Origin of the sequence: Nonomuraea sp. NPDC049309 (assembly GCF_043196965.1) — a bacterium.
GTDB classification, from domain to species: Bacteria; Actinomycetota; Actinomycetes; order Streptosporangiales; family Streptosporangiaceae; genus Nonomuraea; species Nonomuraea fastidiosa.
This window is the reverse complement of record NZ_JBICSH010000004.1, coordinates 467,802-490,675: the sequence shown is the minus strand read 5'-3', so window position 1 is coordinate 490,675 and position 22,874 is coordinate 467,802. Positions and strand designations below refer to the sequence as shown.

The following is a 22,874-nucleotide window of genomic DNA, read 5'->3' as shown; positions in this document are numbered from 1 at the left end:
GTGCGAGGGTACGCAGCCTCACGGTCTCCGGTTCACCCGCAGCGCGTACAGCTCGGACGGCGAGATCGGCATGCGGTCGATCGGAATGCCCTCGGCGTCCTCGATGGCCGAAGCGATGACCGCCGACACCGGGATCACCCCGGCCTCCCCCGCGCCCTTGACGCCGAGCGGGTTGAGCGGCGACGGCGTCTCCAGATGGCCGGTCTCGATGGGCGGGATCTCGGTCGCGTACGGCATGAGGAAGTCCATGAACGAGGCGTTGACGAGCTGACCGTGCTGGTCGTAGACCATCCGCTCGTACAGGGCGCCGCCGATGCCCTGGGCGACGCCGCCGTGGATCTGCCCCTCGACGATCATCGGGTTGATGAGCCGCCCGCAGTCGTGCACCACCGCGTACTTGACGACCTTGATCTCGGCGGTGTCGGGGTCGGTCTCCACGATGGCGGCGTGCATCCCGGCGGCGAACGTGGAGCGGATCGGCGAGTAGTAGTCGCGCCCTTCGAGCCCCGGCTCGTCCCCCTCGGCGACCGGCGGCTTCCCGGGATCCGCCGCGCCGCTGAACTGAGTGGCCCTGGCCGCCTCCTCGTCGAAGGCGTACCTGAGCGGGTTGGCCAGCACCGCCACCGTGGACAGCGGGATGGACGCCGACGGCGTGCCGGCGACGTGCACGACCCCGTCGGTGACGGTCAGGTCGGCGGGGTCGGCCTCCAGGGCGTCGGCGGCGATGCGCAGCGCCTTCTCGCGGACCTTCCTGCAGGCCAGCGCGATGGCGTTGCCGCTGACCACGGCGGCCCGCGAGGCGAAGGTGCCGACCGCGTACCCGAAGCGGCGCGTGTCGCCGGTGACCACGCTGACCCGCTCGATGGGGACGCCCAGCTCGGCGGCGGCGATCTGGGCGAAGGCCGTCTCGTGGCCCTGCCCCTGCGAGGTGAGCCCGGTCGAGACGTGCACCCGGCCGTCGGAGGTGACCTGCACGTGCCCGCCCTCGTACGGCCCCACGCCGGTGCCCTCGACGTAGCAGCCGATGCCGATGCCGCGCCCCGGACGCCGCTCGAAGGAGTCCCAGCCGATCAGCTCCTTGATCATGCGCAGCATCTCGGGGTAGTTCCCGCTGTCGTAGATGAGCGGCCGGCCGTCCTGGAAGGTCATCCCCTGGTCGTACGGGAACTCGCCGGGCTGGATGAAGTTGACCGCCCGCACCTCCGTGCGGTCCTTGCCGAGATACCGCGCGATCTTGTCGAGCGTGCGCTCCATGCAGAACACGCCCTGCGGCCGCCCGGCCCCGCGATAGGGCGTGACCTGCACGGTGTTGGTGTAGACGGCGGTGAACTCGACCCGGTAGGCGCCCGGCTTGTACGGCCCGAGCAACTGCGTCGAGGTGACGATCGGGACGATGATCCCGTAAGGGGTGTAGGCCCCGTGGTCGTGCAGGATCGTCACGTCCAGGCCGAGCAGGCGGCCGTCGTCGTCGAAGCCGACCCGTACGTACTGCACCTGGGCCCGCTCGTGCGCCGACGACACGAAGTGCTCGCGGCGGTCCTCGGTCCACTTGATCTCGCGGTTCAGCGTCATCGCCGCCCACGGCACCAGGATCTCCTCCGGCCACGGGTGCACGATCTTGACGCCGAAGCCGCCGCCCACGTCGGGCGCGATCACCTCGACCTGCGGCAGCGGCAGGCCGAGCGCGGCGGCCACGGCCATCCTGACGCTGGTGGAGGTCTGGGTGCTGGAGTAGACGCGCAGGTCACGGCCGTCCCAGCGGGCGTACACGCCGCGGCCCTCCAGCGGCATGCTGGCGCTGCGCTCGATGTCGAGGCGGAAGGCGAGGGTGTGCGGTGCGCTCTCGATGGCCTCCCTGGCGCCGCGCCCGTCCGCGGACGGCACCTCCTGGACGAGGTGCGCGCCGACGTTGCCCGGCACGTCCTCGTGCACGAGCTGCGCCCCCTGCACGGCCTCCTCCAGGCCCACGACGGGTTTCAGCGGCTCGTAGTCGACCCGGATGAGCGCGCAGGCGTCCTCGGCCGCGTACCTGTCGGTCGCCACCACCATGACCACGGGCTCGCCGACGTGCCTGACGACGTCCCTGGCCAGCGGGTACGCGGTGCGGCCGTGGGTGAGCGCCGGGTGCGGGATCAGCAGCGGCAGCGGCCGGCCGACGCGTTCGGGCAGGTCCTCCCAGGTGTAGACGGCGATGAGGCCGTCCACGTCGAGCGCTCCCGAGACGTCGATGTCGCGGATGCGGGCGTGCGCGTGCGGTGAGCGGACGAACGCCGCCGCGAGCGCGTCGCGTCCGAGGTCGTCGAGGTAACGCCCCTGGCCGGTGAGCAGCCTGGGGTCCTCCCTGCGCGCCACCGGCTCGCCCAGCCACCGTGTGCTCATGTCTCCTCCGCCAGCAGCTCGGCGGCCCGATGCACGGCCTTGACGATGTTCTGGTAGCCGGTGCAGCGGCACAGGTTGCCCGCGATGCCCTCGACGACCTCCTCGCCGGTCGGGGCCGGGTTGTCGCGCAGCAGCGCGGTGACCGTGCACAGGAAGCCGGGCGTGCAGAAGCCGCACTGGAGGCCGTGGCACTCGGCGAAGGCCCGCTGCACCGGCGACAGCCGCCCGTCCGGGCCCGCCAGCCCCTCCACGGTGGTCAGCTCGGCGCCGTCCACGGTGACCGCGAACGTCAGGCACGAACGCACCGGGCGGCCGTCCAGCAGCACCGTGCAGCAGCCGCAGACGCCGTGCTCGCAGCCGACGTGGGTGCCGGTCAGCCCCAGGTCGTGCCGCAGGCAGTCGGACAGCAGGCGGCGCGCGGGGACGCGGGCGCGGCGGGGCGTGCCGTTCACGACGAGCGTGATCTCGTGCAGGGTGTCGTTCTGCTGAACGGTCTCATGCGTCACGGGCCCATGCCCCCTCCCGCGCCGCCTCGCGCAGCGCCCGTCCGGCCAGGACGCCCACCAGGTGCCGCCGGTAGGCGGCGGTGGCGTGCAGGTCGTCGCCGGGATCGGCGGCGGCGCGTACGGCGGCCGCCGCCCCCTCGAGGTCGCCCGCGTCGTCCAGATCCACCACGACCGGCACGGGGCCGACCCCGATACAGGCCAGCCGTGCCCGCCCGTCCGGCGTGACCACCGCGCACACCCCGGCCAGCGCGTAGTCGCCGTGCCTGCGCGCCACCTCGTGGAAGGCCGCCCCCGCGCCCTCCTCAAGGGCGGGGAAGAAAGCCGAGACGGCCAGCTCGCCCGGCCGTACCGCCGACTCCATGGGACCGGTGAAGAACTCGGCGGCCAGCACGTCGCGTACCGACTCGGCGCCGTCGCTCCACCGGGCCAGCCGCACGTGACCGCCCAGCACCGCCAGCACCGCGGGCAGCTCGGCGGCCGGGTCGGCGTGCACGAGGCTGCCCACCACCGTGCCCCGGTTCCTGATCACGGGGTGGGCGACCAGCCTGAGCGCCTTGGTCAGCAGCGGGTGCGCGCCCGCTCGCTCGGCGTCGGAGTGCCGGACCAGCGCGCCGACGCGTACGCCCTCCGCCGTCACCTCCAGGCCGTCGAGCCCGGCCACCCGGTTGATGTCCACCAGGTGCGGGGGCGCGGCCAGCCGCATGTTGAGCATGGGGATCAGGCTCTGCCCGCCGGCCAGCACCTTCCCGCCGTCCGCCGCCACCTCCGCGAGCGTCCGCAGCGCCGCGCCGGCGTCGCGCGGAGCGTGGTAGGTGAACGGCGGCGGCTTCACGCCTCGCTCCGCACCGCGTCGGGGCTGCGCCCGGCGATGGCGCGCAGCAGGTGATAGCCGCCCAGCACCACGACCGTGCCGAGCGCGATGCCCTCCAGGGTGAAGTCGCCTCCGATGGCGTGCTGTACCGGTCCGATGGCCAGGATGATGCCCGCCCCGATCGGAACCATGTTCACGGGATCGGCGAAGTTCACCCGGTTCTCGATCCAGATCTTCGCGCCCAGCAGGCCGATCATGCCGTACAGGATGACCGTGACGCCGCCGAGCACGCCGCCCGGCGTGGCCGCGATGAGCGCGCCGAACTTCGGGCAGAGCCCGAACAGGATCGCGATCACCGCCGCGATGTAGTACGCCGCCGTCGAGTAGACCTTGGTCGCCGCCATCACGCCGATGTTCTCCGCGTACGTCGTGGTCGGCGAGCCGCCCACCGCGCTGGTGACCACGGTGGCGACGCCGTCGGCCGTCACGGCGCGGCCCACGTACGGGTCCACGTCGGTGCCCGTCATCTCCCCCACGGCTTTGACGTGCCCCACATTCTCCGCGATCAACGCGATCACGGCGGGGAGCACGAGCAGCACCGCCGAGGTCTTGAAATCGGGGGCGTGGAAGTCCGGAAGCCCGAACCAGTCGGCCTGCGCCACCGCGTCGAAGCTCACCCGGTCGTGCGGGAACGCCGTGGCCACGCAGTACGTCCCCTCGGCCTGGCAGGGCGCGCCCGACGCGTCGCGCAGGTTCGCGCCCGGCAGCACCGACGTGATCGGCCCCGCCGTCACGTCGAGCACCCACGACAGCACGAACCCCGCCACCAGCCCGATCAGCACGCCGATCCGGCCGACGAAGCCCTTGAACAGCACGATCACCAGGAACGTGATGATCATCGTGACCAGCGCCACCCAGTGGTCCTGCGGCCAGTAGGTGTCCGCGACCACGAACGCCAGGCCGAACCCGATGAGCATCACCACCGCACCGGTCACCACCGGCGGGAAGATCCGGTGGATGATGCCCACCCCGAGGAAGTGGATGGCGAGGCCGGCCAGCGCGAGCACGAACCCGGCCACCAGGATCGCGCCCGTCACGATCGCGTCCGCGCCCGCCGTGTCGCCGCCGGCCGCCGCCCTGATGGCGAACACGCCGCCCACGAACGACGCGCTGGTGCCCAGGTAGCTGGGCACCTTCCCCTTGACGATCAGCAGGAACAGGATCGTCGCGACGCCCGACATCATCACCGCGACGTTCGGATCCAGCCCCATCACCAGCGGGAACACGAACGTCGCCCCGAACATCGCGATGACGTGCTGCGCGCCGAACCCCACCATCCTGGGCCAGCTCAGCCGCTCGTCCGGTCTGACCACCTCGCCGGGGGCCAGATGCCTGCCGTCACCGTGTTTGGTCCATCCCACAACCATGGCAAGCCCCTCTTGTGCCGGGCGCTCGGGCCGGCGGCCCGTTCCGTTGCGGGCACATTAGGCCGGACGGCACGTGCCCACACGGGCATGATCTGCCAAATCTGCCCCGCCGACCAGAGCTGACATCGCGCACTTGCGACGGCCCGCCCTGTGAGGGGGCCATGGGGGATGTTCGGGGGCCTACGAGGAGACGGGCTCCCTGCGCACGGCGCGCAGCAGGTGGTAGCCGATCAGCAGCACGATCGTGCCGAGCGCGATGCCGCTCAGCGCGAACGTGTCGGTGATCGGGAACGCCACCGGGCCGACCGCGCAGATGATGCCCGCGCCCGTGGGCACCAGGTTGCCCGGGTCCGACAGGTTCACCCGGTTCTCGATCCAGATCTTCGCGCCCAGCAGGCCGATCATGCCGTACAGGATGGTCGTCACCCCGCCGAGCACGCCGCCCGGCGTGGCCGCGATGAGCGCGCCGAACTTCGGGCAGAGCCCGAACAGGATCGCGATCACCGCCGCGATGTAGTACGCCGCCGTCGAGTAGACCTTGGTCGCCGCCATCACGCCGATGTTCTCCGCGTACGTGGTCGTCGCCGAGCCGCCGACCGAGGTCGCCACCACCGTGCCCACGCCGTCGGCCATCACCGCCCGGCCCATGTAGGCGTCCACGTCCGCGCCGGTCATCTCACCCACGGCCTTGACGTGCCCGACGTTCTCCGCGATGAGCGCGATCACCACCGGCAGCACCAGCACGATCGCCGACGCCTCGAACACCGGCCCGTGGAACGACGGCAGCCCCACCCAGTCGGCCTGCGAGACCGCCTCCAGGTTCACCCGGAAGTGCTCGGTCACCTGGCCACTGTCGTCCGGCGCGGTGATCTTCCCACCGACGACGTCCCACACGTACGACAGCACGAACCCGAAGATCAGGCCGAGCAGCACCCCGATCCGGCCGAGGAAGCCGCGGAACACCCCGATGAACACGAACGTCGCCGCCATCGTCAGCAGCGCCACCCACGGGTCCTTCGGCCAGTAGACGTCGGCCGCCACGTACGCCATGCCGAAGCCGATCAGCATGACCACCCCGCCGGTGACGATGGGCGGGAACACCCGGTGCAGGATGCCGACGCCGAGCCTGTGAATCGCATACCCGCAGGCCGCCAGCACCACCCCGACAGCGAGCAGCGCCCCGGTGACGGTCGCGTCGTCGCCGCCCGCCGCCCTGATCGCGGCCACCGCGCCGACGAACGACGCGCTCGACCCCACGTAGCTCGGGATCCTGCCCTTGACGATCAGCAGGAACAGGATCGTCGCGACGCCCGACATCATCACCGCGAGGTTCGCATCCAGCCCCATCACCAGCGGGAACACGAACGTCGCCCCGAACATCGCGATGACGTGCTGCGCCCCGATGCCCACCATCCTGGGCCAGCTCAGCCGCTCGTCCGGCTTGACCACCTCACCCGGCGTCAGGCGCTTGCCATCGCCGTGCACCTTCCACCCCAACGCCACGCCCGCACCTCAATCTCCGCCTGACCAGCGGGTACTCCACGCAGATATGTCGCAGAGCACAATAGAGGGTGCGCCTTAATTCCAGTAGACCGGGCGCCGATATTCCACCCCATCCGGCCCGCGCAGCACGTCGGGCAGCTGGCTCTGCCGCACGATCGCATCGCCCAGCGGGAACCACGCGTCGCTCACCCGCCGCAGGCTCTCCGAGCGCCGGCGGGGCGGGAACACGGTGACCACCCGCGTCTTCGTGCCGCGCTCGGCGTCGATCCTCCTGATGGCGTGCACGGCGGCGCACAGGTCGGAGTCGGCCGACAGGAGCATGACCGCGTCCACCCGCCCGGCCGCCACATCGTGGACCATCGCCGTGGCCAGCGCCACGTCGGACTGCTTCTCCGCGTAGGTCACCCGCGTGTGGCCGCAGGCGCGGCAGCGCTGCAGCTGCTCCTGGAAGCGGCCGAGGACGACCCGCGCCCCGCTGCATCGCAGCGCCGCGAGGTAGACCTCCTGGCGGGCCGTCGCCTGCGGGTCGTTGCGGACGGGGGCCGTGAAGTAGCTGAGCCCCGTGAGCCGCTGGTGCGGGCGGAGGACCCGCGTGGCCACCTCATGGAGGTCGAGCCAGAGGAAGCGCCTGCCGCCGAGCGCGCGCAGGCCGTAGTACAACGCGCGCAGGCCGTAGTACAAGTTGAATCCGTCGACGTAGACCCCTACCCGCTGACTCTCGGGATTCGACTTGTCGCGCACAGCCATCACGTCCTAACATGAAGCCAACCCGCCCGGGGCTGCGTCCCGGGTGCTACGGCCCCTTCATCGGGGCCGTTTCTTTTTGCGGCACCGATGCTAGTAAACAGCACGTAATGACGTGATGACTTTTCGTGAACGACCGTGCCGCTACGCGACGCGGATCGAGAAGCCGTCGCCGCTGACCACCTGACCGGAGCGGATCTTCGCGCGTTTGCGCAGCTCGACCTCGCCGTCCACCTTCACCAGGCCCTCGGCGATGAGCTGCTTGGCCATGCCGCCCGTCTCGGTGATCCCGCAATACTTCAGCAGGTCGCACAGCGGGATGTAGTCGTCGCGCAGTTCGAAGTCCACGACCGACCAGCCTAGACGGCCTCAGATGCCGCGCATGCGCAGCACGTGCAGGGCGAGGGTGAGGTTGAGCCGCAGGTGGGGGTCGTCGGTGAAGTTGCCGAGCAGGCGTTCCAGCTTGCCGATGCGGTAGCGCAGGGTGTTGTAGTGGAAGTGCAGCCGTCGGGCGGTCTCGGCGATGTTGAGGTTGGTCTCCAGCAGGACCTGGAGGGTGCGGCGCAGGTCGGCGTTCTCGGCGTCGTCGTCGGACGCGAGGGGGCCGAGCGTCTCGCGGACGAACGCGTGCAGCTCGTCGGTGTCGTTGACGAGCGACAGCAGCCGGTAGACGCCGAGCTGGTCGAAGTGGGCGACCGCGCCGGGGCCGTGGAGCTGGCGGCCGACGCGGGCCGCCTTGAGCGCCTGCGCGTACGCCTCGGGCAGCGTCTCCGCCCCAGGGCTGGGCCGCGAGGTGCCGGTGGAGAAGGTGGCGGGCGGCACGTCGGCGAAGGCGGACGCGGCGTCCTTGGCGATCCTGACGGCGTCGAGCGAGGCGTCCACGACGGCCACGACCTCGTGGGAGAACCCGGCGACCGCGCCTTCGGGGTCGTGCCGCCTGACGGCGGCGGTCCAGCAGGAGACGAGCCGGTCCTGGGCGCTGCGCTCGTCGCCGTCGGGGTCGAGCTCGGCCACGAGGACGGTGACGGGCCGGGCGAGGTTCCAGCCGAACGCGCGGGCCCGCGAGGTGACCCGTTCCGCGGCGCCGGCCCGGCCGGTGAGCACGTCGCGCAGGAAGTCGGCGCGGTATTTGCTCTCGACGGCGTTGACCGCCTCCTGCCGGGTGACGACGAGCGCGGCGACGGTGGCGGCGCGTTCGAGTATGCCGATGTCGCCGTCCCTGAGCGCGCCCGACGGGCTGTAGGCGACGATCCTGCCATGGTGGTGGCCGCCGGCCAGGACGGGCGCGGAGGCGAACGAGCGCGCCTTCCCGGGCTGCGGCTTCCCGGGCTGCGGTCTCTCGGGGGGCGACGAGACCGGCGGGCCCTCGTGGGCGATGGCCTCGCGCAGCGCCGTCACGTGCTCGGGCGGCCCCGCGGTGGCGAGCACGCGGCCGCTGCCGTCGACGGCGGCCACCGCCACGTCGAGGAGCTGGGCCACCTCGGCGGTGACCTCGTTGAGCCCGCCCCCGGCCAGCACCACCTGCACGAGCGCCCGATGCGCCTCCTCGGCGCGGGCGAGCACCGCCGCCTGCCGGTTGAGTATGTCGGTCAGCACCTGGTTGAGGATGTCGTCGAAGCCGACGTCGTTGGGCAGCAGGATGAGCGGGAAGCCGAGCCTGTCGGCCTGCTCCACCATCTCGTCGGGCAGCTCGTCGACGTACCGGCCGAGCTTGATGGCCAGCGCGGACAGCCCGCGCTCGTCGAGGTCGGCCACCAGCCTGCCGAGCGACTGCGGCGTGTTGCGCAGCGGGTAGCCGGTGGTGAGCAGCAGCTCGTGCGGCTTCACCCAGGCCAGGATGTCGGGCACTTCCATGACGTTGAGCCGCTGCACGATGCGGCCGAGCCCGCTCTCGCCGGCGATCAGCCGCGCGCCCGCGAGGGTGGAGGCGCCGAGCACCTCCCCGACGGACACGCCGTGGATGATCGTGCCGGTGCTGGCGAGGCGGACGGGGGGCTCCATGAGCTGATTGTGACGCGGCGGCCGTCTGTCAGGAAGAGCCAACCTTCCCGCTCACTGTTGGCAAATTTACCCGTACGGGGGGTTCCTGCCGCCGTTCTACGGTCACTTCCAAGGTCGGTTGGGAGGTCAGGTGACCGTCAGTACTCATGCGCGGCGTACCCGCGTGCACGTCACGGGCGCGGCGAGCACGGCGGTGCGCGCACTGCTGGAGTCACAGCGGCGTCCCGCGCGGGTGCTCGCGGCCTTTCCCCAGGGCGTCTACCTGGAGGTCAGGACCGAGACGGAGCCGTCGGTGATCGCCGTGATCACGGGCGAGGCCACCCGGCTGCCGAACTCCGTGGTGCTCGCCGGCCCGCTGCCGAACCTCGCGGTGGGTGACGACGCGGCGGTGGGCGACCGGGCGATCGAGCTGGGCCCGCTGAGCCTGACCGTGCGCCGATGGTGGGATCCGTCGCCGCCGCTCGGCCCGCTGGACCTCGGCCTGCTGGCGCGGGGCGCGGAGGAGCTGACCGGCCCTTCCGGGGCCGGGCTGGCCGGTGACGGCTCGGTCGAGCTGCTGGCGGAGAGCTGCGCGAAGGGGTGGCTGCTCGGGGCGGTCACGGCGGCGGAACGACTCGTCGGGCTCGGCCCCGGGCTGACGCCGAGCGGCGACGACGTGCTGGCCGGGCTGCTGGTGGCGCTGCGGCACCTGGGCGAGGCCGCGGGCGCGGGGCGGGCCGTGTGGCTGGCGGACTGGCTGGCGGCCACCGTGACGTACGACGCCCGGACCCGTACGACGCCGATCTCCGCCACCCTGCTGCACTGCGCGGCCAGGGGCGAGGCCTGCCCCGAGGTGCTGGCCGTGCTGCGCGGCCTGGCCGGGCGGCAGGCGCTCGTGCCCGCGCTGCGCCGCCTGCACCGGATCGGCCACACTTCCGGCGCGGACCTCGCGCAGGGCATCGGCATCGGCGCGCGCACCGTGCTGGCGCTCGGAGCCCCCTCTGAAGCGGAGGTCTCCCCTGGAACGGCCTCCCCTGAAGTGGCGGCCCCTTCCGAAGCGGCGGCCTCCCCTGGAACGGCGGCTCCTTCTGAAGCGGCGGTCTCCCCTGAAGCGGCGGCCTCTCCTGGAGTGGCGGGATGAGCGCGCCGGTGGTACTGGTGCGGCGGGGCGCCTACCACGACTCGGTGACGCTCATGCGGGTCAGCCGCGCGCTGTCGGAGCTGCCCGGCGTGACGGCCGGCATGGTCGCGATGGCGACGGAGCTCAACGTCTCGATCCTGCGCGACATGGGCTTCCAGGCGCCGGACGCGGGGCCGTCCGACCTGGTGATCGCGGTGCGCGCCGACGACCCCGACGCGGCCGCCGCGGAGGCGGAGCGGCTGCTCGCGGCGGCGGCGCGGCCGGCCGGCACGCAGGAGGCGGAGCAGCCGCCGCTGACCACCCGCTCGGCCACCGCCCGCGGCCCCGCGGACCTGGTGCTGATCTCGACGCCCGGCGAGTACGCCTTCTTCGAGGCGCTGGACGCCGTCGAGGCCGGGCTGCCCGTCATGATCTTCAGCGACGGCGTCCCCGTCGAGCAGGAGCGGCGGCTGAAGGAGCTGGCCGAGGCCAAGGACGTGCTGGTCATGGGCCCCGACTGCGGCACCTCCGTGATCGCCGGTGCCGGGCTCGGCTTCGCGAACGTGCTGTCACCGGGCCCCGTCGGCGTGGTGGCCGCGTCCGGCACGGGGGCGCAGCAGGTGACGTCGCTGCTCGACTGGGCGGGCGCGGGCGTGAGCCACGTCCTCGGGGTGGGCGGCAGGGACCTGTCGGCCGAGGTGGGCGGCCTGTCCACGCGGCGCGCCCTGCGCATGCTCGACGACGACCCGGCCACCGAGCTCATCGTGCTCGTCTCCAAGCCGCCGTCGCCCGAGGTGGCGCGCTCGGTATCGGAGCCGCCGCTGAGGACGCCGGTCGTCCGCGCGCTCCTCGGCGCGCACGGCCCCGCCGCGGCGGCGGCCCCCACAGCGGCGGACCTCACAGCGCCTGATCTCACAGCGCCTGATCTCACCGGGCCTGGCGACCTCACAAGTGCGGCGGAGGCGGTGCTGCGGGCGCTCGGCAAGCCCGTCCCCGAGTGGCCCTGCTGGCTCGCCGAGGCGGGACCGCGCCCCGCCGCCAAGACGCTCAAGGGCCTGTACGCGGGCGGCACGCTGAGCGCGGAGGCCGCGCTGCTGGCCGGGACCGGCGACTTCGTGGACTTCGGCGACGACGCCTACACCAGGGGCCGGGCCCACCCGATGATCGACCCGACGCTGCGCGTGGAGGCCCTGTCCCGGACGGTGGAGACGGACGTCGTGCTCATGGACGTCGTCCTCGGCCACGGCGCCGACCCCGACCCGGCGGCCTCGCTCGCGCCTGCGATCGCCCGCACGCCCGCCACCGTGGTGGTCGCTCTCATCGGCACCCGGGGCGACCCGCAGGACTTCGACCGGCAGGCGCGGGCGTTCCGCGAAGCGGGCGCGTCGGTCTTCGTCTCCAACGCCCAGGCCGCCCGCCACGCCAGGAGCCTGCTGTGAGCCCGCGAACCGCCCGACACCCGGAGCCCGCCGTGAGCGCGCCCGTTCACCGTCCCCGAGCCGGGAGCCCGGCATGACGGCTCGGCCGGGCCTGCTCGACGGGCCGCCCCGCGTCATCACCGTCGGGGCGGGGCTGCTCGACGAGGCGCTGCGCGCGCAGGCCGTGCCGACGGTGCCGGTGGCGTGGCGTCCGCCGCTGCCGGGCACCGCCGAGGCGCTGGCCCGGGTGCTGGCCGATCCGCGCAGGCAGGAGGCCAACGCGGTGGCCGTCGGGCGGCTGACGTCCGCCCGCCCGCACCTGGTGGGCGTGCGGCGGGCCTCGGAGGTCCTGGAACCGGGTGTGTTCCTGCACGCGGGCCCGCCCATCACGTGGGAGCGGGCCTCGGGGCCGATGTGCGGCGCGCTGATCGGGGCGATGCTGCTCGAAGGTCTCGCCGCCGACGAGGAGGACGCGGCGGACCGGCTGGCGGCGGGCGCGGTCGAGCTGCGCCCCTGTCACGAGCACGGCGCGGTCGGCCCGATGGCGGGCGTGGTGAGCCCGTCGATGTGGCTGTTCGAGGTGCGCGACGCCGAGCACGGCGGCACCGCGTACTGCTCGCTCAACGAGGGCCTGGGCAAGGTGCTGCGTTACGGCGCGTACGGCCCCGAGGTGCTGGACCGGCTGCGCTGGATGGACCAGGTGCTGGGCCCCGCGCTCGCGGGTGCGCTGGAGCGTACCGGGCCGATCGACCTGCGCGCGCTGATCGCGCAGGCCCTGCAGATGGGCGACGAGCTGCACAACCGCAACCGCGCGGCCACGTCGCTGCTGCTGCGCGAGCTGGCCCCGGCGATCGTGGAGGCGGCGCCCGGCGAGGCGGCCGGGGTGCTGCGCTTCATCAACGGCAACGACCACTTCTTCCTGAACGCGGGCATGGCCGCGGCCAAGGTGAGCGCCGACGCCGCCCGCGACGTGCCCGGCTCGTCGCTGGTGGTGGCGATGGCGCGCAACGGCACCGACTTCGGGGTGCAGGTGTCGGGGCTGGGCGGGCGCTGGTTCACCGGTCCGGCGGGGGTGCCGCACGGGCTGTATCTCGGTACGTACGGCCCCGAGGACGCCAATCCGGACATCGGCGACTCGACGATCACGGAGACGTCGGGACTGGGCGGTTTCGCGATGGCGGCGGCGCCGGCGATCGTGCGGTTCGTGGGCGGCGAGGTGGCGGACGCGGTGCGGGCCACGCGCTCGATGTACGAGATCACGCTCGCCGAGCATCCCGCCTACCAGATCCCCGGGCTCGGCTTCCGTGGCACGCCGGTCGGCATCGACGTCGCGCTGGTGGCGCGAACTGGGCTGTTGCCGGTGGTCAACACGGGGATCGCGGGCCGGGTCGCGGGCACCGGGCAGGTCGGCGCGGGCCTGGTCGAGCCGCCCGCCGAGGCCTTCGTGAGAGCGCTCCACGCACTGTCCGATTTGCGTAAGTGATCCATTTTAATTGTGATATTTCTGCATGTCAGGAATGGTGTCATCCCCCTCTCACCTTCCCATGTTCATTTACCGCCGATATCGTGACGATCCTCCATAATCTGCAAGTAGCGTCGATGACGCACGTGACGGATGAGGCGAGATGGGGGCGGAAGCATGGCAGCCGACCGCTTGCTCAGCGGACCCGGGCCAGACGGGGGGACGACGGGGAACGGCGCTCCGCAGGGCCAGGGACGCCTGATCGGCAGGCGTTACCGGTTGTTGTCGCCCGTGGGGAGGGGCGGCATGGGCATGGTGTGGCACGCCCACGACGTGCTGCTCGACCGTGACGTCGCGGTCAAAGAGCTGATCCTGCCGTACGGGCTGGACAGCGCGGGCAGGCAGATCGCGCACCGGCGCATGCTGCGCGAGGCCAGGTCGGCCGCGCGGCTCACGCATCCCGGCATCGTCACCGTGCACGACGTGGTCGAGGAGGACGGCCGGCCCTGGATCGTGATGGAGCTGGTCCGCGCGTGGTCGCTGGAGCAGGCCGTACGCCAGAGCGGCCCGCTGCCGGTGGTCCAGGCGGCGGAGATCGGCATCCGGGTGCTGGACGCGCTCAGGCACGCGCACGCGGCGGGCATCCTGCACCGCGACATCAAGCCCGGCAACGTGCTGCTGACCTCGGACCGAGTGGTGCTGACCGACTTCGGCATCGCGGCCATCGAGGGCGACGTGACCATCACACAGACCGGCCTGCTCATGGGCTCGCCCGCCTACATTCCGCCGGAGCGCCTGTCCGGCCAGCCGATCGGGCCCGCAGCCGACCTGTGGTCGTTCGGTGCGACCCTGTACGCCGCCGTCGAGGGGCGGCCGCCGTACGAGGGGCCCGACGCGGTGGCGGTGCTCGGCGCGGTGCTGACCCAGGAGCCGACCAAGCCGCAGCGGGCCGGCGCGCTGCTGCCGGTGATCGAGGGCCTGCTGCGCAAGAACCCGGCCAAGCGGCTGACCGCCGACCAGGTCATGGAGATGCTGGAGGAGGTGCTGCGCGCGCACGGCGCGCCGCGGCCGCGCACGCCGGAGACGCTGCCGAGCCCGGCCGACTCCACGCCGGCCGGCCTGCTGCCGCCGCTCGAGCCGCCGTCAGGGCCGCTGCCCTCGCGCATCGTGGAGACGCCGTCGGGGCCCGTGCGGGTGCCGTACGACCCGATCAGCAGCCCGTCGGGCGGGCACTCGATGCCGTACGAGGGGATGACGAGCCCGTCGGGCAGCCACCGCACCGACCGGCTGCCGCCGCCACCCGGCGCCTATGACTCGATGGCGGGCTCGCCGGGGCCGCACCCGCAGAGCGCGTCCGGGCCTTATGACTCCCTGGCGAGCTCGTCCGGCCCCTACGGCTCGGCCGGCGGCCCGGCCGCACCCTCGTACGACTCCCTGGCAAGCACGTCCGGCCCCAACAGCTCGGCCGGCGGCCCGGCCGCACCCTCGTACGACTCCCTGGCAAGCACGTCCGGCCCCCAGGGCTCTCTGGGCGGCGCGCCGGGGCCGCAGCAGCCGCCGTTCGGGACGGCGGGGCGGCAGCAGCCCTTCGGCGCGCCGCCGCCCCCGACTCCCCCGGCCAGGGACTTCGATGACGACCTCGACGGCGGCAGCGGCCCGCGCCCGCAGCCGATACTCCCCCTCACCACCGACAGCCGCACGTCGGGCGCCGCGCCGTGGCCGCTGCCCACGCCCGACGACCTTGCCGACCTGTCCAAGAACGTCAGCGCCGAGGTCAGCAAGGGCAGCCTGACCTCGCTGCCGCCGGTCGAGCCGCGCGCCGGCAAGAGCCGGCGCAGGCGGGAGGACGACGAGGGGCTGTGGATGCGCGGCGGCCGCCCGACGCCGCTGGCGATCGGCGGCTCCGTGGCGGCGGTGGCCCTCGTGGCAGGCGCCCTGGCGATCGTGCTCACCGGCGGCTCCGGGGAGTCTGCGGTGTCCGCCGCGCCGCCGGCCGCGAGCGCCACCGCGCAGGCGAGCTCGCCCTCGCCGGTGCCGGACGGCTTCAAGGAGCACGCGGGTCCCAGGTTCGCCGCCGCCGTGCCGCAGGACTGGAAGCTGTCGGTGGCGGGCGGCGTGGCCACGTTCAGCGGGCCGAAGGACTCGAACATGCGGATCGTGGTCGAGAAGGCCGTTCCGCAGCCCGACGGCGGGGTGGCCGAGCTGGGCAAGCTGGAGGCCGAGGGCGGCAGGGAGAACTACATCCAGGTGCGCCTGCAGGCCGTGAAGTACCGGGGCACGCCGGCCGCCGACTGGGAGTACACCTACACCACGAAGCAGGGTGTCCCCATGCACGCCCTGGTCCGGTACGCCGCGCTCGGCACCGAGCTGGCGCACAAGATCACGTTCGACATGCCGGACCTGCGGTGGGACGAGCAGGCGGCGACGAGGAAGGTGTTCCTGGACACGTTCCAGCCCGTCGCCTGACGTATTGCATCGATCAGTCCAAAACGGTAGCGTGCGGTGCATGGCGCGGCCGAGGAAGTTCGAGGAGGACAGGGCGGTCGAGGCGGCGATGCGCGCGTTCTGGAACGCGGGCTACGAGGCCACCTCGACGCAGGACCTGTGCGCCGCGACCGGCCTCGGCCGCAGCAGCATCTACAACACCTTCGCCGGCAAGCACGACCTGTTCGTGCGCGCATTGCGCCACTACATGGACGTGCACAACCGATCGCTCGCCGAGCTGATGGACGGCGACCTGCCGATCAAGGAGAAGGTCAGGACCGTGCTGTGGTGGGCGGTCGAGCCCGACCCCGACGAACCACCCGGCTGCATGGTGGTCAACACCAGCATCGAGCTCGCCCCCCACGACCCCGAGATCGCCGCACTGCTCCGTCACGACGACGCCAAACGCATCGAGCTGCTCAGGGCCGGCATCGAGGCCGCGTGCACGCGCGGCGAGCTGGACTCCGAGCACGACCCGGCGGCGCTCGCCCGCTTCGTCGCCGCCACGGTCAACGGCCTGCGGGTAATGGCGCGGGGCGGCGCCGACAAGGAGACGCTCGAGATGACGGCGAACGTCGCGCTGAGTGTCTTCTGATTTTTTCTGCCCAGATTTTGTACTGATCAATCTAAAATGAAGGAGGCAGCCATGCCCCTGGCCGTCTACATACTCGGCCTGTCGATCTTCGCGCAGGGCACGTCCGAGCTGATGCTGGCCGGGCTGCTGCCCGGTATGGCCGCCGACCTCGGCGTGTCCATCCCGGAGGCGGGCCTGCTGATCTCGGCGTTCGCCATCGGCATGCTGGTGGGCGCGCCGGTGCTGGGCGTCGCCACGCTCCGGATGCCGCGCCGTACGGTGCTGCTCGCGTTTCTCGCGATCTTCGCGCTGTCCCATGTGGCGGGCGCGCTGACCGCCGACTACGCCGTGCTGTTCGCCACCCGGGTGATCGGCGCCTTCGTGTACGCGGGGTTCTGGGCCGTGGCCGCCGCCACCGCGATCGGCCTGGTCCCGGCCACCTCCCGCGTCAAGGCGATGAGCGTGCTGGCCGGCGGGCTCACCGTGGCCACCATCATCGGCCTGGCCGCCGGCACCCTGATCGGCCAGCACATGGGCTGGCGGGCGGCGTTCTGGGCGGTCGCCGGTCTGAGCGTGCTGGCCGCCATCGGCGTGCTCGCCACCATCCCCGGAGGGCGGCCCGAGGAGGACGGCGCCCCGAGCGTGGCCACCGAGCTGCGCGCGATCGCCAGGCCGCGGGTCCTGCTCGCCTACGGCGTCACGGCGCTGACGACCGGCGGACTGCTCGCCTGCTTCAGCTACCTGAGCCCGCTGCTCACCGACGTCACCGGCCTGGACGAGGCCTGGGTGCCCGTGGTGCTCGGCCTGTACGGCACCGGCTCGCTCATCGGCATCACGCTGGGCGGCAGGATCGGCGACGCACGGCCGTTCCCGCTGCTGTTCACCGGCGTCACCGGTCTCGTGCTCACCTCGGCCGCCCTGTGGCTGTCGGCCGGCGTCGCCGTGCTGGCGATCCCGCTCGTCTTCCTGCTCGGCGCGTTCGGCTTCAGCACCAACCCGGCGCTGAACGCCCGCCCCTTCGCGCTTGCCAAGGGCGCGCCCACGCTGGCCGCCGCCTTCAACGTCTCCGCCTTCAACGTCGGCATCACCGCCGGGCCCTGGGCCGGCGGCCTGGCGATCGACGCCGGGCTCGGGTACGCCTCGGTCGCCTGGGTGGGCGCCGCGATCGGCGTCGCGGCCCTTGCCGCCGTCGCGCTGTCGGCGGCCCTGGAACGCCGCGGAAATCCTCTTCGGCAATCGCCTGAGGTGGAGATACGGTCTGCCGTATGAAGCTGGCGAGCATCTCGTACTATCCCGTCAAATCCACCGCGGGTCATGAGGTGAGCGAGGCCGACGTGCTGCCGTGGGGGCTGGCCGGCGACCGCCGCTTCCTCATCGCCGACGCCGGCGGCCGCACCTTAACCGCCCGTGCCGAGCCACGGCTGCTGTCCATCGTCCCCCTGCTCGACGGTGACGCGCTCACGCTGACGGGGCCGCACGCCGAGCCGCTGACCGTGACCCCCTCCCCCGGCGCGCTCTCCCCCGTCACCCTGTGGGGGCGCGAGGTGGAGCTCACCGACTGCGGTGACGACGCCGCCGCTTGGCTGGCTGCGCTGGTCGGCCGGCCGGTGCGGCTCAAGTGGCTGGACGACCCCCGCCGCCGTCCCGTCGACCCCGGCTACGGGCGGCCGGACGACCGGGTCAGCCTGGCCGACGGCTTCCCGCTGCTGCTCACCTCGGCGGCCTCGCTCGCCAGGCTCAACGACTGGATCGCCGAGGACGCGCTCGAACGCGGCGAGGAGCCGCCCGCGCCGCTGCCCATGCGCAGGTTCCGGCCGAACGTGGTGATCGACGGCGTGCCGTCGGAGCCGTTCGCCGAGGAGGAGTGGAAGCGGCTGCGCATCGGCGAGGTGGAGTTCAGGGCGGTCAAGGGGTGCGCGCGGTGCGTGCTCACCACCATCGACACCGACACGTACGAGACGGGCAAGGAGCCGATCAGGACGCTGTCGCGCTACCGCAAGCGGGACGGCAAGGTCTGGTTCGGCGTCAACATCATCCCGGACTCCCCCGGCCGCATCGCCGTCGGCGACCCGGTGACGATCCTCTGACCGAGCGGCGGATCCGCCGGCCGCACCGTCTGATCGGCGCGGTGGATCCGCTCATCGGAAGGCGCGGCCGATGGGGCGGTTCCCTCGCAGGCCAGAAGGCGCGACCGGCCCAGGTCACGGGCAGTCGCCAAAAAGGCGCACTGTCCCCTATGGGGCGTTGTCAGGGGTTATGCGAGACTTCACGCGTGACCAGTGCCCCCACGCGTTCCACCGCGCCCCCTCCCGAGCAGGTCGCCCGCATCCAGCGCCGCACCCTGGCGGTGCTGTCGGCGTCGCAGATCGTGGGCGGCGTGGGCGTCGCCGTCGGGCTGGCGCTCAGCTCCGTCGTGGTGGACGAGCTGTCGGGCTCGACGGTGATCAGCGGGTTCGCGGGCACGGCCACGGTGCTCGGCGCGGCGCTGCTCGCGCTGCCCACCGCCAGGGCGGCGGGCCGCGGCGGGCGGCGGGCCGGGCTGTCGCTTGCGTACCTCGCCGCGCTGGCCGGCTGCCTGGTCTCGGCGCTGGCGATCAGCCTGCGCTGGTGGCCGCTCCTGCTGGCCGGGCTGGTGCTGGTCGGCGGCGGCAGCGCGGCGAACCTGGCGGCCCGCTACTCGGCCACCGACCTGTCGCCGCGCGACCGCTCGGCCCGGCACCTGTCGCTGGTGGTGTGGGCCTCGACCATCGGCTCGGTCGCCGGCCCCAACCTCGCAGAGCCCGCCGACGCGCTCGGCGTGGACCTCGGGCTGGTGGAGAAGGCGGGGCCTTTCGCGTTCGCGGCGCTGGCGTTCGGGCTGGCGCTGGTCGTCGTCCTGGGGCTGCTGCGTCCTGATCCGCTCGCGCTGGCCCGCGAGCTGGACGGCACCCGCGAGGAGGGCGGCAAGCGCCGGGGCATGATCCGCACCGGCCTGCAGACGCTGCGCACCACCCCGATGGCCCGCCGCGCCCTCATCATGATCGCGGTGAGTCACACGGCCATGGTGTCGGTCATGTCGATGACCCCGGTCAAGCTGCACCACGACGGCTCGAACCTCGACGTCATCGGCCTGGTCATCAGCCTGCACATCGCCGGCATGTACATGCTGTCGCCGGTCGTCGGCTGGCTGGCGGACAAGGCGGGCAAGGTGCCGGTGCTGATGCTCGGCATGGCCCTGCTGGTGAGCGCCGCCGCGCTGGCGGGCACCGCGGGGCACCACGTGGGGCAGGTGACGGTGGCGCTGGTGCTGCTCGGCCTCGGCTGGTCGTGCGGGCTGGTGGCGGGCTCGGCGCTGGTCAGCGAGTCGGTGCCGCTGGAGCGGCGGACCGCCGTCCAGGGCCTGTCCGACCTGCTGATGAACGTCTGCGGCGCCACCGGCACCATCGTCGCGGGCGCCATCGTGGGCCTGCTCGGCTACGGCGTGCTCGGGCTGGTCGTCGCCCTCATGGCCGGGCTGTCGGGCCTGTGGCTGACCTTCGCCGTACGCCGCCGCGCCCGCTGAGACTTCACTTGGCGTCGGCGTAACAGGAGACCGCGACCGTCTCCATCGGGAAGCGCACCGGCGTCCGCCCGAACAGCAGCCTGGTCGCCTCGGCCGCCGCAGCGCCGACCGCCGCCGTGACCTCCTCGGCCTGCTCGGCGGGGCAGTGGACCATCACCTCGTCGTGCTGGAAGAACACCAGCCTGGCGGGCTCGGGCAGCCGCCCGCGCAGCACCGCGAGCAGCGCGAGCGCCCACTCGGCGGCCGTGCCCTGCACCACGAAGTTGCGGGTGAAGCGGCCGCGGTCGCGGGCGGCCCGCGCGCCCTCCGGCCCTGCGACCAGTTCCTTCCATCGCGCGGAGGGGGGCGGGCAGGTGCGGCCCAGCCAGGAGCGTACGAGCCGGCCCTCCTCCCCCGCCTTGGCCGCGTCCTCCACGAACTGGTACGCCTTGGGGAAGCGCTGCCGCATGACGGCGAGCAGCCGGGAGGCGTCGCCGCTGGTGCCGCCGTACATGGCGGACAGCATCGCGATCTTGGCGTGCGCCCGCTCGCCGCCGAACGACTTCGCCAGCGCGGAGTACAGGTCGATCTCCCCCGCCGCCTCGGCGAGCTGGCCGTCGCCGGCCATCGCGGCGAGCACCCTGGGCTCGAGCTGGGCGGCATCGGCCACGACCAGCACCCACCCGTCGTCGGCCAGCACCGCCCGCCGCATGGCCTTCGGGATCTGCAGCGCGCCGCCGCCGTTGGTGGCCCACCGCCCCGACACCACGCCGCCGACCACGTATTCGGGCCGGAACCGCCCCTTGTGCACCCACTGGTCGGCCCACGCCCAGCCGTGCGCGCTGTGCAGCCGGGCCAGCTCCTTGTACGCGAGCAGCGGCGCGACGGCCGGATGGTCGATCTGCTTCAGCTCCCACGACCTGGTGGTCTTGAGCGAGATGCCCGCGCCCCTGAACGCCTTGACGAGCTGCTGCGCGGAGTCGGGATTGACCGGATGGCCGAACGCCGCCGCCACCTCGTCGGCCAGCGCCTGCAGCTTGGCCGGCCGCATGCCGTGGACGGGACGCGGCCCGAGCAGCTCGGTCAGCAGCGCGTCGTGGACGTCTTTGCGCCACGGCATGCCCTCGTGGGACATCTCGGCCGCCACCAGCGCGCCCGCGGACTCGGCCGCGACCAGCAGCCGGAACCGGCCCGGCTCGGGCAGCGCGGCGATGCGCCTGAGCTGGTCGTCGAGCACCTCGGCGACCAGCTCGGCGGACGGCGGCTCGGGCGCGAACAGCGTGCCGGGCTCGCTCGGACGCTCGTCGGGCACCGGCAGCCCATGCAGCCTGGCGTGGGCGGCCCTGGCCGAGCGCGGCTCGCCGTGGCGGCCCTCGTAGGCGAGCAGCAGCCGCTCGGTCAGCGCGATGTCGTGGCAGCGCCCGACGCGCACGCCCCGCTCGATCAGCGGTGGGTACGCCTCGCGGGTGTCGGCCCACACCCACCGCGGGGACTCGGCGGCCTCCAGCTCGCGCACCGCGTCGGCCAGGACGGCGGGACGGCGCGGCGCGCCGCCGACCGGCAGCAGCGTGTCCCCCGCGAGCACCACGTACACGCCACCAGGGTGCCAAACGGCTCCGACAATCAGGACGTCAGGCTGATGCGGACCTCGTCCTCCAGCGGCGGGTTCAGCTCCTGCCCCAGGCAGCCGGTCGCGGCGAAGCAGCGCAGGGTCAGCTCCTGCGGCGTCACCGAGATGTGCAGGAACTGCTTGAAGAACGGCGGCGTGTCCCAGTCGGACAGCTCCGACAGGCAGCGGTGGAACATCCGGTCGACCGGCAGCCGCAGCGGCCACGTCCACGCGCCGAGCAGCCGCGCCGCCCAGCGCATCCGCCGGGTGATGCGCACCGGCCCCGCGGGCGTCCTGACCGGGGCGTTCCTGACGCGCTCGTTCATGATGCACGCGGCCTCGGCGGGCGTCAGGTAGAGCCACGGCATGCGCAGCCTGCGGGCGTAGAGCTGGCTGTAGAACGACAGCGAGTCGCCGCGCAGCGGGTAGCACCTGAAGTCGTCCTCGTGCACGCCGTTCACGTCCACCCGCTCGATGGTGTGGGTGGCGTGCATGAACGCGCCGCCGCCGCCCGAGACGAGGTACTGGATCACCCGGCCGTCGTCGAGCCTGACCGGGTAGCGCTGGTAGTTGTGCACGTCGCCGCCGATGGCCGCGACGTAGCGGTGCGCGGGGTCGCGGACGATGTCGTCGATGGTCCCGCCGTCCTCCAGCGGCGAGGGCTTGTACTCGTTGCCGGTGTAGATCGGCTTGCCGGTGACCAGGATCTTCGGGCGCGGGTCGCGCGAGACCCGGCGCAGCCACGCGGTCTGGTCGCGGTCGATGACGTTGCCGATGCCGGTGTCCACGCCGACGATGAGCAGGCTCTCGCTCTCGATCACCCAGTACGGGCCCGGCTGCGCGGCCTGGCCCTCGGCCTGCTGCGACGGCTTGGAGCGCAGCTTGCGCGCCTCGGCGAACCGTTCCTCGTCGATGGGGTCGGGCTTGCGCCACAGCAGCCCGCGCAGCCCCTTGTCCGGTACGGGTTCGAGCGGCGGCGCGTCGCAGAAGACCCGCATGAAGCCGCCGAGCCCGTCGTACCAGTCGTGGTTTCCGGGTATCGCGTAGATCGGCGCGTCGTAATCCTGGTACGGACGGAAGAACTTGTCGCCGTACTCGTTGCCGGATCCGGTCGGATAGATGACGTCACTGGCGATGATGGCGAAGGACGTGCCGGCACCGACTTTCAGCATGCCCGGAACAACGGCGTACTGGGACGCGTCACCCTCGCCGGTATCGCCCAGTAACAGGAAAGAGAAATTTCCCCCAACAGGTGGCTTGATACGAAATTCCGGATCAATCCCGCGCGCCTTCTGCGCCTCGATCCACCGCCTGCGCACCTGCCCGGAAGGATCTCC

Annotated in this window: 18 protein-coding genes; 8 read left to right on the top strand and 10 right to left on the bottom strand. The window is 72.7% G+C overall.

What is annotated here, in order from left to right:
* Nucleotides 1-18: 18 nt before the first annotated feature.
* From cutA to ACGFIM_RS27270, 8 genes are all read right to left on the bottom strand, one after another.
* Nucleotides 19-2,379, bottom strand: a complete 2,361-nt coding sequence (gene cutA, locus ACGFIM_RS27305; protein ID WP_393205269.1) for an aerobic carbon-monoxide dehydrogenase large subunit — start codon at nt 2,377-2,379, stop codon at nt 19-21.
* On the bottom strand, nt 2,376-2,885 hold the full coding sequence (locus tag ACGFIM_RS27300; protein ID WP_393205266.1) for a (2Fe-2S)-binding protein: 510 nt from the start codon (nt 2,883-2,885) through the stop codon (nt 2,376-2,378). Before ACGFIM_RS27300 ends, cutA begins: the two co-directional genes overlap by 4 nt.
* Nucleotides 2,875-3,717, bottom strand: coding sequence for an FAD binding domain-containing protein (locus ACGFIM_RS27295; RefSeq protein WP_393205263.1), 843 nt, complete (start codon nt 3,715-3,717; stop codon nt 2,875-2,877). The genes ACGFIM_RS27300 and ACGFIM_RS27295 overlap by 11 nt, the downstream gene beginning before the upstream one ends.
* Nucleotides 3,714-5,123: a uracil-xanthine permease family protein gene (locus ACGFIM_RS27290; RefSeq protein ID WP_393205260.1), complete on the bottom strand. Its 1,410-nt coding sequence runs from the start codon at nt 5,121-5,123 to the stop codon at nt 3,714-3,716. The genes ACGFIM_RS27295 and ACGFIM_RS27290 overlap by 4 nt, the downstream gene beginning before the upstream one ends.
* Before the next feature lie 180 nt (nt 5,124-5,303).
* Nucleotides 5,304-6,626, bottom strand: a complete 1,323-nt coding sequence (locus tag ACGFIM_RS27285) for a uracil-xanthine permease family protein (protein WP_393205258.1) — start codon at nt 6,624-6,626, stop codon at nt 5,304-5,306.
* A gap of 75 nt (nt 6,627-6,701) precedes the next feature.
* The gene (locus ACGFIM_RS27280; RefSeq protein WP_393205255.1) at nt 6,702-7,373 is read right to left on the bottom strand and encodes an NYN domain-containing protein; all 672 of its coding nucleotides are present in this window, start codon (nt 7,371-7,373) and stop codon (nt 6,702-6,704) included.
* Nucleotides 7,374-7,514: 141 nt separating this feature from the next.
* Nucleotides 7,515-7,718 carry an RNA-binding S4 domain-containing protein gene (locus ACGFIM_RS27275; RefSeq protein ID WP_364067447.1) on the bottom strand — a complete coding sequence of 68 codons (204 nt, stop codon included), beginning with the start codon at nt 7,716-7,718 and terminating at the stop codon, nt 7,515-7,517.
* Nucleotides 7,719-7,739: 21 nt separating this feature from the next.
* Nucleotides 7,740-9,371 (bottom strand): PucR family transcriptional regulator ligand-binding domain-containing protein, encoded by a 1,632-nt coding sequence (locus ACGFIM_RS27270; RefSeq protein WP_393205252.1) that lies wholly within the window; start codon nt 9,369-9,371, stop codon nt 7,740-7,742.
* Nucleotides 9,372-9,501: 130 nt separating this feature from the next.
* On the opposite strand from ACGFIM_RS27270, the gene ACGFIM_RS27265 reads away from it, so the two are divergent.
* From ACGFIM_RS27265 to ACGFIM_RS27230, 8 genes are all read left to right on the top strand, one after another.
* Nucleotides 9,502-10,491 (top strand): DUF2877 domain-containing protein, encoded by a 990-nt coding sequence (locus ACGFIM_RS27265; protein ID WP_393205249.1) that lies wholly within the window; start codon nt 9,502-9,504, stop codon nt 10,489-10,491.
* Nucleotides 10,488-11,909 (top strand): FdrA family protein, encoded by a 1,422-nt coding sequence (locus tag ACGFIM_RS27260; protein WP_393205246.1) that lies wholly within the window; start codon nt 10,488-10,490, stop codon nt 11,907-11,909. Before ACGFIM_RS27265 ends, ACGFIM_RS27260 begins: the two co-directional genes overlap by 4 nt.
* Before the next feature lie 73 nt (nt 11,910-11,982).
* On the top strand, nt 11,983-13,371 hold the full coding sequence (locus tag ACGFIM_RS27255; protein WP_393205243.1) for a DUF1116 domain-containing protein: 1,389 nt from the start codon (nt 11,983-11,985) through the stop codon (nt 13,369-13,371).
* Between the two features lie 132 nt (nt 13,372-13,503).
* The gene (locus ACGFIM_RS27250; RefSeq protein ID WP_393205240.1) at nt 13,504-15,816 is read left to right on the top strand and encodes a protein kinase; all 2,313 of its coding nucleotides are present in this window, start codon (nt 13,504-13,506) and stop codon (nt 15,814-15,816) included.
* Nucleotides 15,817-15,856: 40 nt separating this feature from the next.
* Nucleotides 15,857-16,429, top strand: a complete 573-nt coding sequence (locus tag ACGFIM_RS27245; RefSeq protein ID WP_393205237.1) for a TetR/AcrR family transcriptional regulator — start codon at nt 15,857-15,859, stop codon at nt 16,427-16,429.
* A gap of 51 nt (nt 16,430-16,480) precedes the next feature.
* Complete coding sequence (locus ACGFIM_RS27240) at nt 16,481-17,677, top strand: Cmx/CmrA family chloramphenicol efflux MFS transporter (RefSeq protein ID WP_393205234.1); 1,197 nt, start codon at nt 16,481-16,483, stop codon at nt 17,675-17,677.
* The gene (locus ACGFIM_RS27235; RefSeq protein ID WP_393205231.1) at nt 17,674-18,495 is read left to right on the top strand and encodes an MOSC domain-containing protein; all 822 of its coding nucleotides are present in this window, start codon (nt 17,674-17,676) and stop codon (nt 18,493-18,495) included. The genes ACGFIM_RS27240 and ACGFIM_RS27235 overlap by 4 nt, the downstream gene beginning before the upstream one ends.
* 185 nt (nt 18,496-18,680) lie before the next feature.
* The gene (locus ACGFIM_RS27230) at nt 18,681-19,949 is read left to right on the top strand and encodes an MFS transporter (RefSeq protein WP_393205229.1); all 1,269 of its coding nucleotides are present in this window, start codon (nt 18,681-18,683) and stop codon (nt 19,947-19,949) included.
* A gap of 4 nt (nt 19,950-19,953) precedes the next feature.
* Here ACGFIM_RS27230 and ACGFIM_RS27225 read toward each other — a convergent pair whose 3' ends face one another.
* Both ACGFIM_RS27225 and ACGFIM_RS27220 read right to left on the bottom strand, forming a co-directional pair.
* Nucleotides 19,954-21,522 (bottom strand): bifunctional 3'-5' exonuclease/DNA polymerase, encoded by a 1,569-nt coding sequence (locus ACGFIM_RS27225; RefSeq protein ID WP_393205227.1) that lies wholly within the window; start codon nt 21,520-21,522, stop codon nt 19,954-19,956.
* A 29-nt stretch (nt 21,523-21,551) separates the two neighbouring features.
* Nucleotides 21,552-22,709: a metallophosphoesterase family protein gene (locus ACGFIM_RS27220; RefSeq protein ID WP_393205224.1), complete on the bottom strand. Its 1,158-nt coding sequence runs from the start codon at nt 22,707-22,709 to the stop codon at nt 21,552-21,554.
* Nucleotides 22,710-22,874: the final 165 nt, after the last annotated feature.

Bases quoted from the DNA above. Each gene is read 5' to 3' on its own strand.
- ACGFIM_RS27270 (WP_393205252.1), bottom strand. From the start codon at position 9,371: ATGGAGCCCCCCGTCCGCCTCGCCAGCACCGGCACGATCATCCACGGC.
- ACGFIM_RS27220 (WP_393205224.1), bottom strand. From the start codon at position 22,709: ATGCTGAAAGTCGGTGCCGGCACGTCCTTCGCCATCATCGCCAGTGAC.
- ACGFIM_RS27235 (WP_393205231.1), top strand. From the start codon at position 17,674: ATGAAGCTGGCGAGCATCTCGTACTATCCCGTCAAATCCACCGCGGGT.
- ACGFIM_RS27245 (WP_393205237.1), top strand. From the start codon at position 15,857: ATGGCGCGGCCGAGGAAGTTCGAGGAGGACAGGGCGGTCGAGGCGGCG.
- ACGFIM_RS27250 (WP_393205240.1), top strand. From the start codon at position 13,504: ATGAGGCGAGATGGGGGCGGAAGCATGGCAGCCGACCGCTTGCTCAGC.
- ACGFIM_RS27260 (WP_393205246.1), top strand. From the start codon at position 10,488: ATGAGCGCGCCGGTGGTACTGGTGCGGCGGGGCGCCTACCACGACTCG.
- ACGFIM_RS27240 (WP_393205234.1), top strand. From the start codon at position 16,481: ATGCCCCTGGCCGTCTACATACTCGGCCTGTCGATCTTCGCGCAGGGC.
- ACGFIM_RS27255 (WP_393205243.1), top strand. From the start codon at position 11,983: ATGACGGCTCGGCCGGGCCTGCTCGACGGGCCGCCCCGCGTCATCACC.
- ACGFIM_RS27280 (WP_393205255.1), bottom strand. From the start codon at position 7,373: ATGGCTGTGCGCGACAAGTCGAATCCCGAGAGTCAGCGGGTAGGGGTC.
- ACGFIM_RS27290 (WP_393205260.1), bottom strand. From the start codon at position 5,123: ATGGTTGTGGGATGGACCAAACACGGTGACGGCAGGCATCTGGCCCCC.
- cutA (WP_393205269.1), bottom strand. From the start codon at position 2,379: ATGAGCACACGGTGGCTGGGCGAGCCGGTGGCGCGCAGGGAGGACCCC.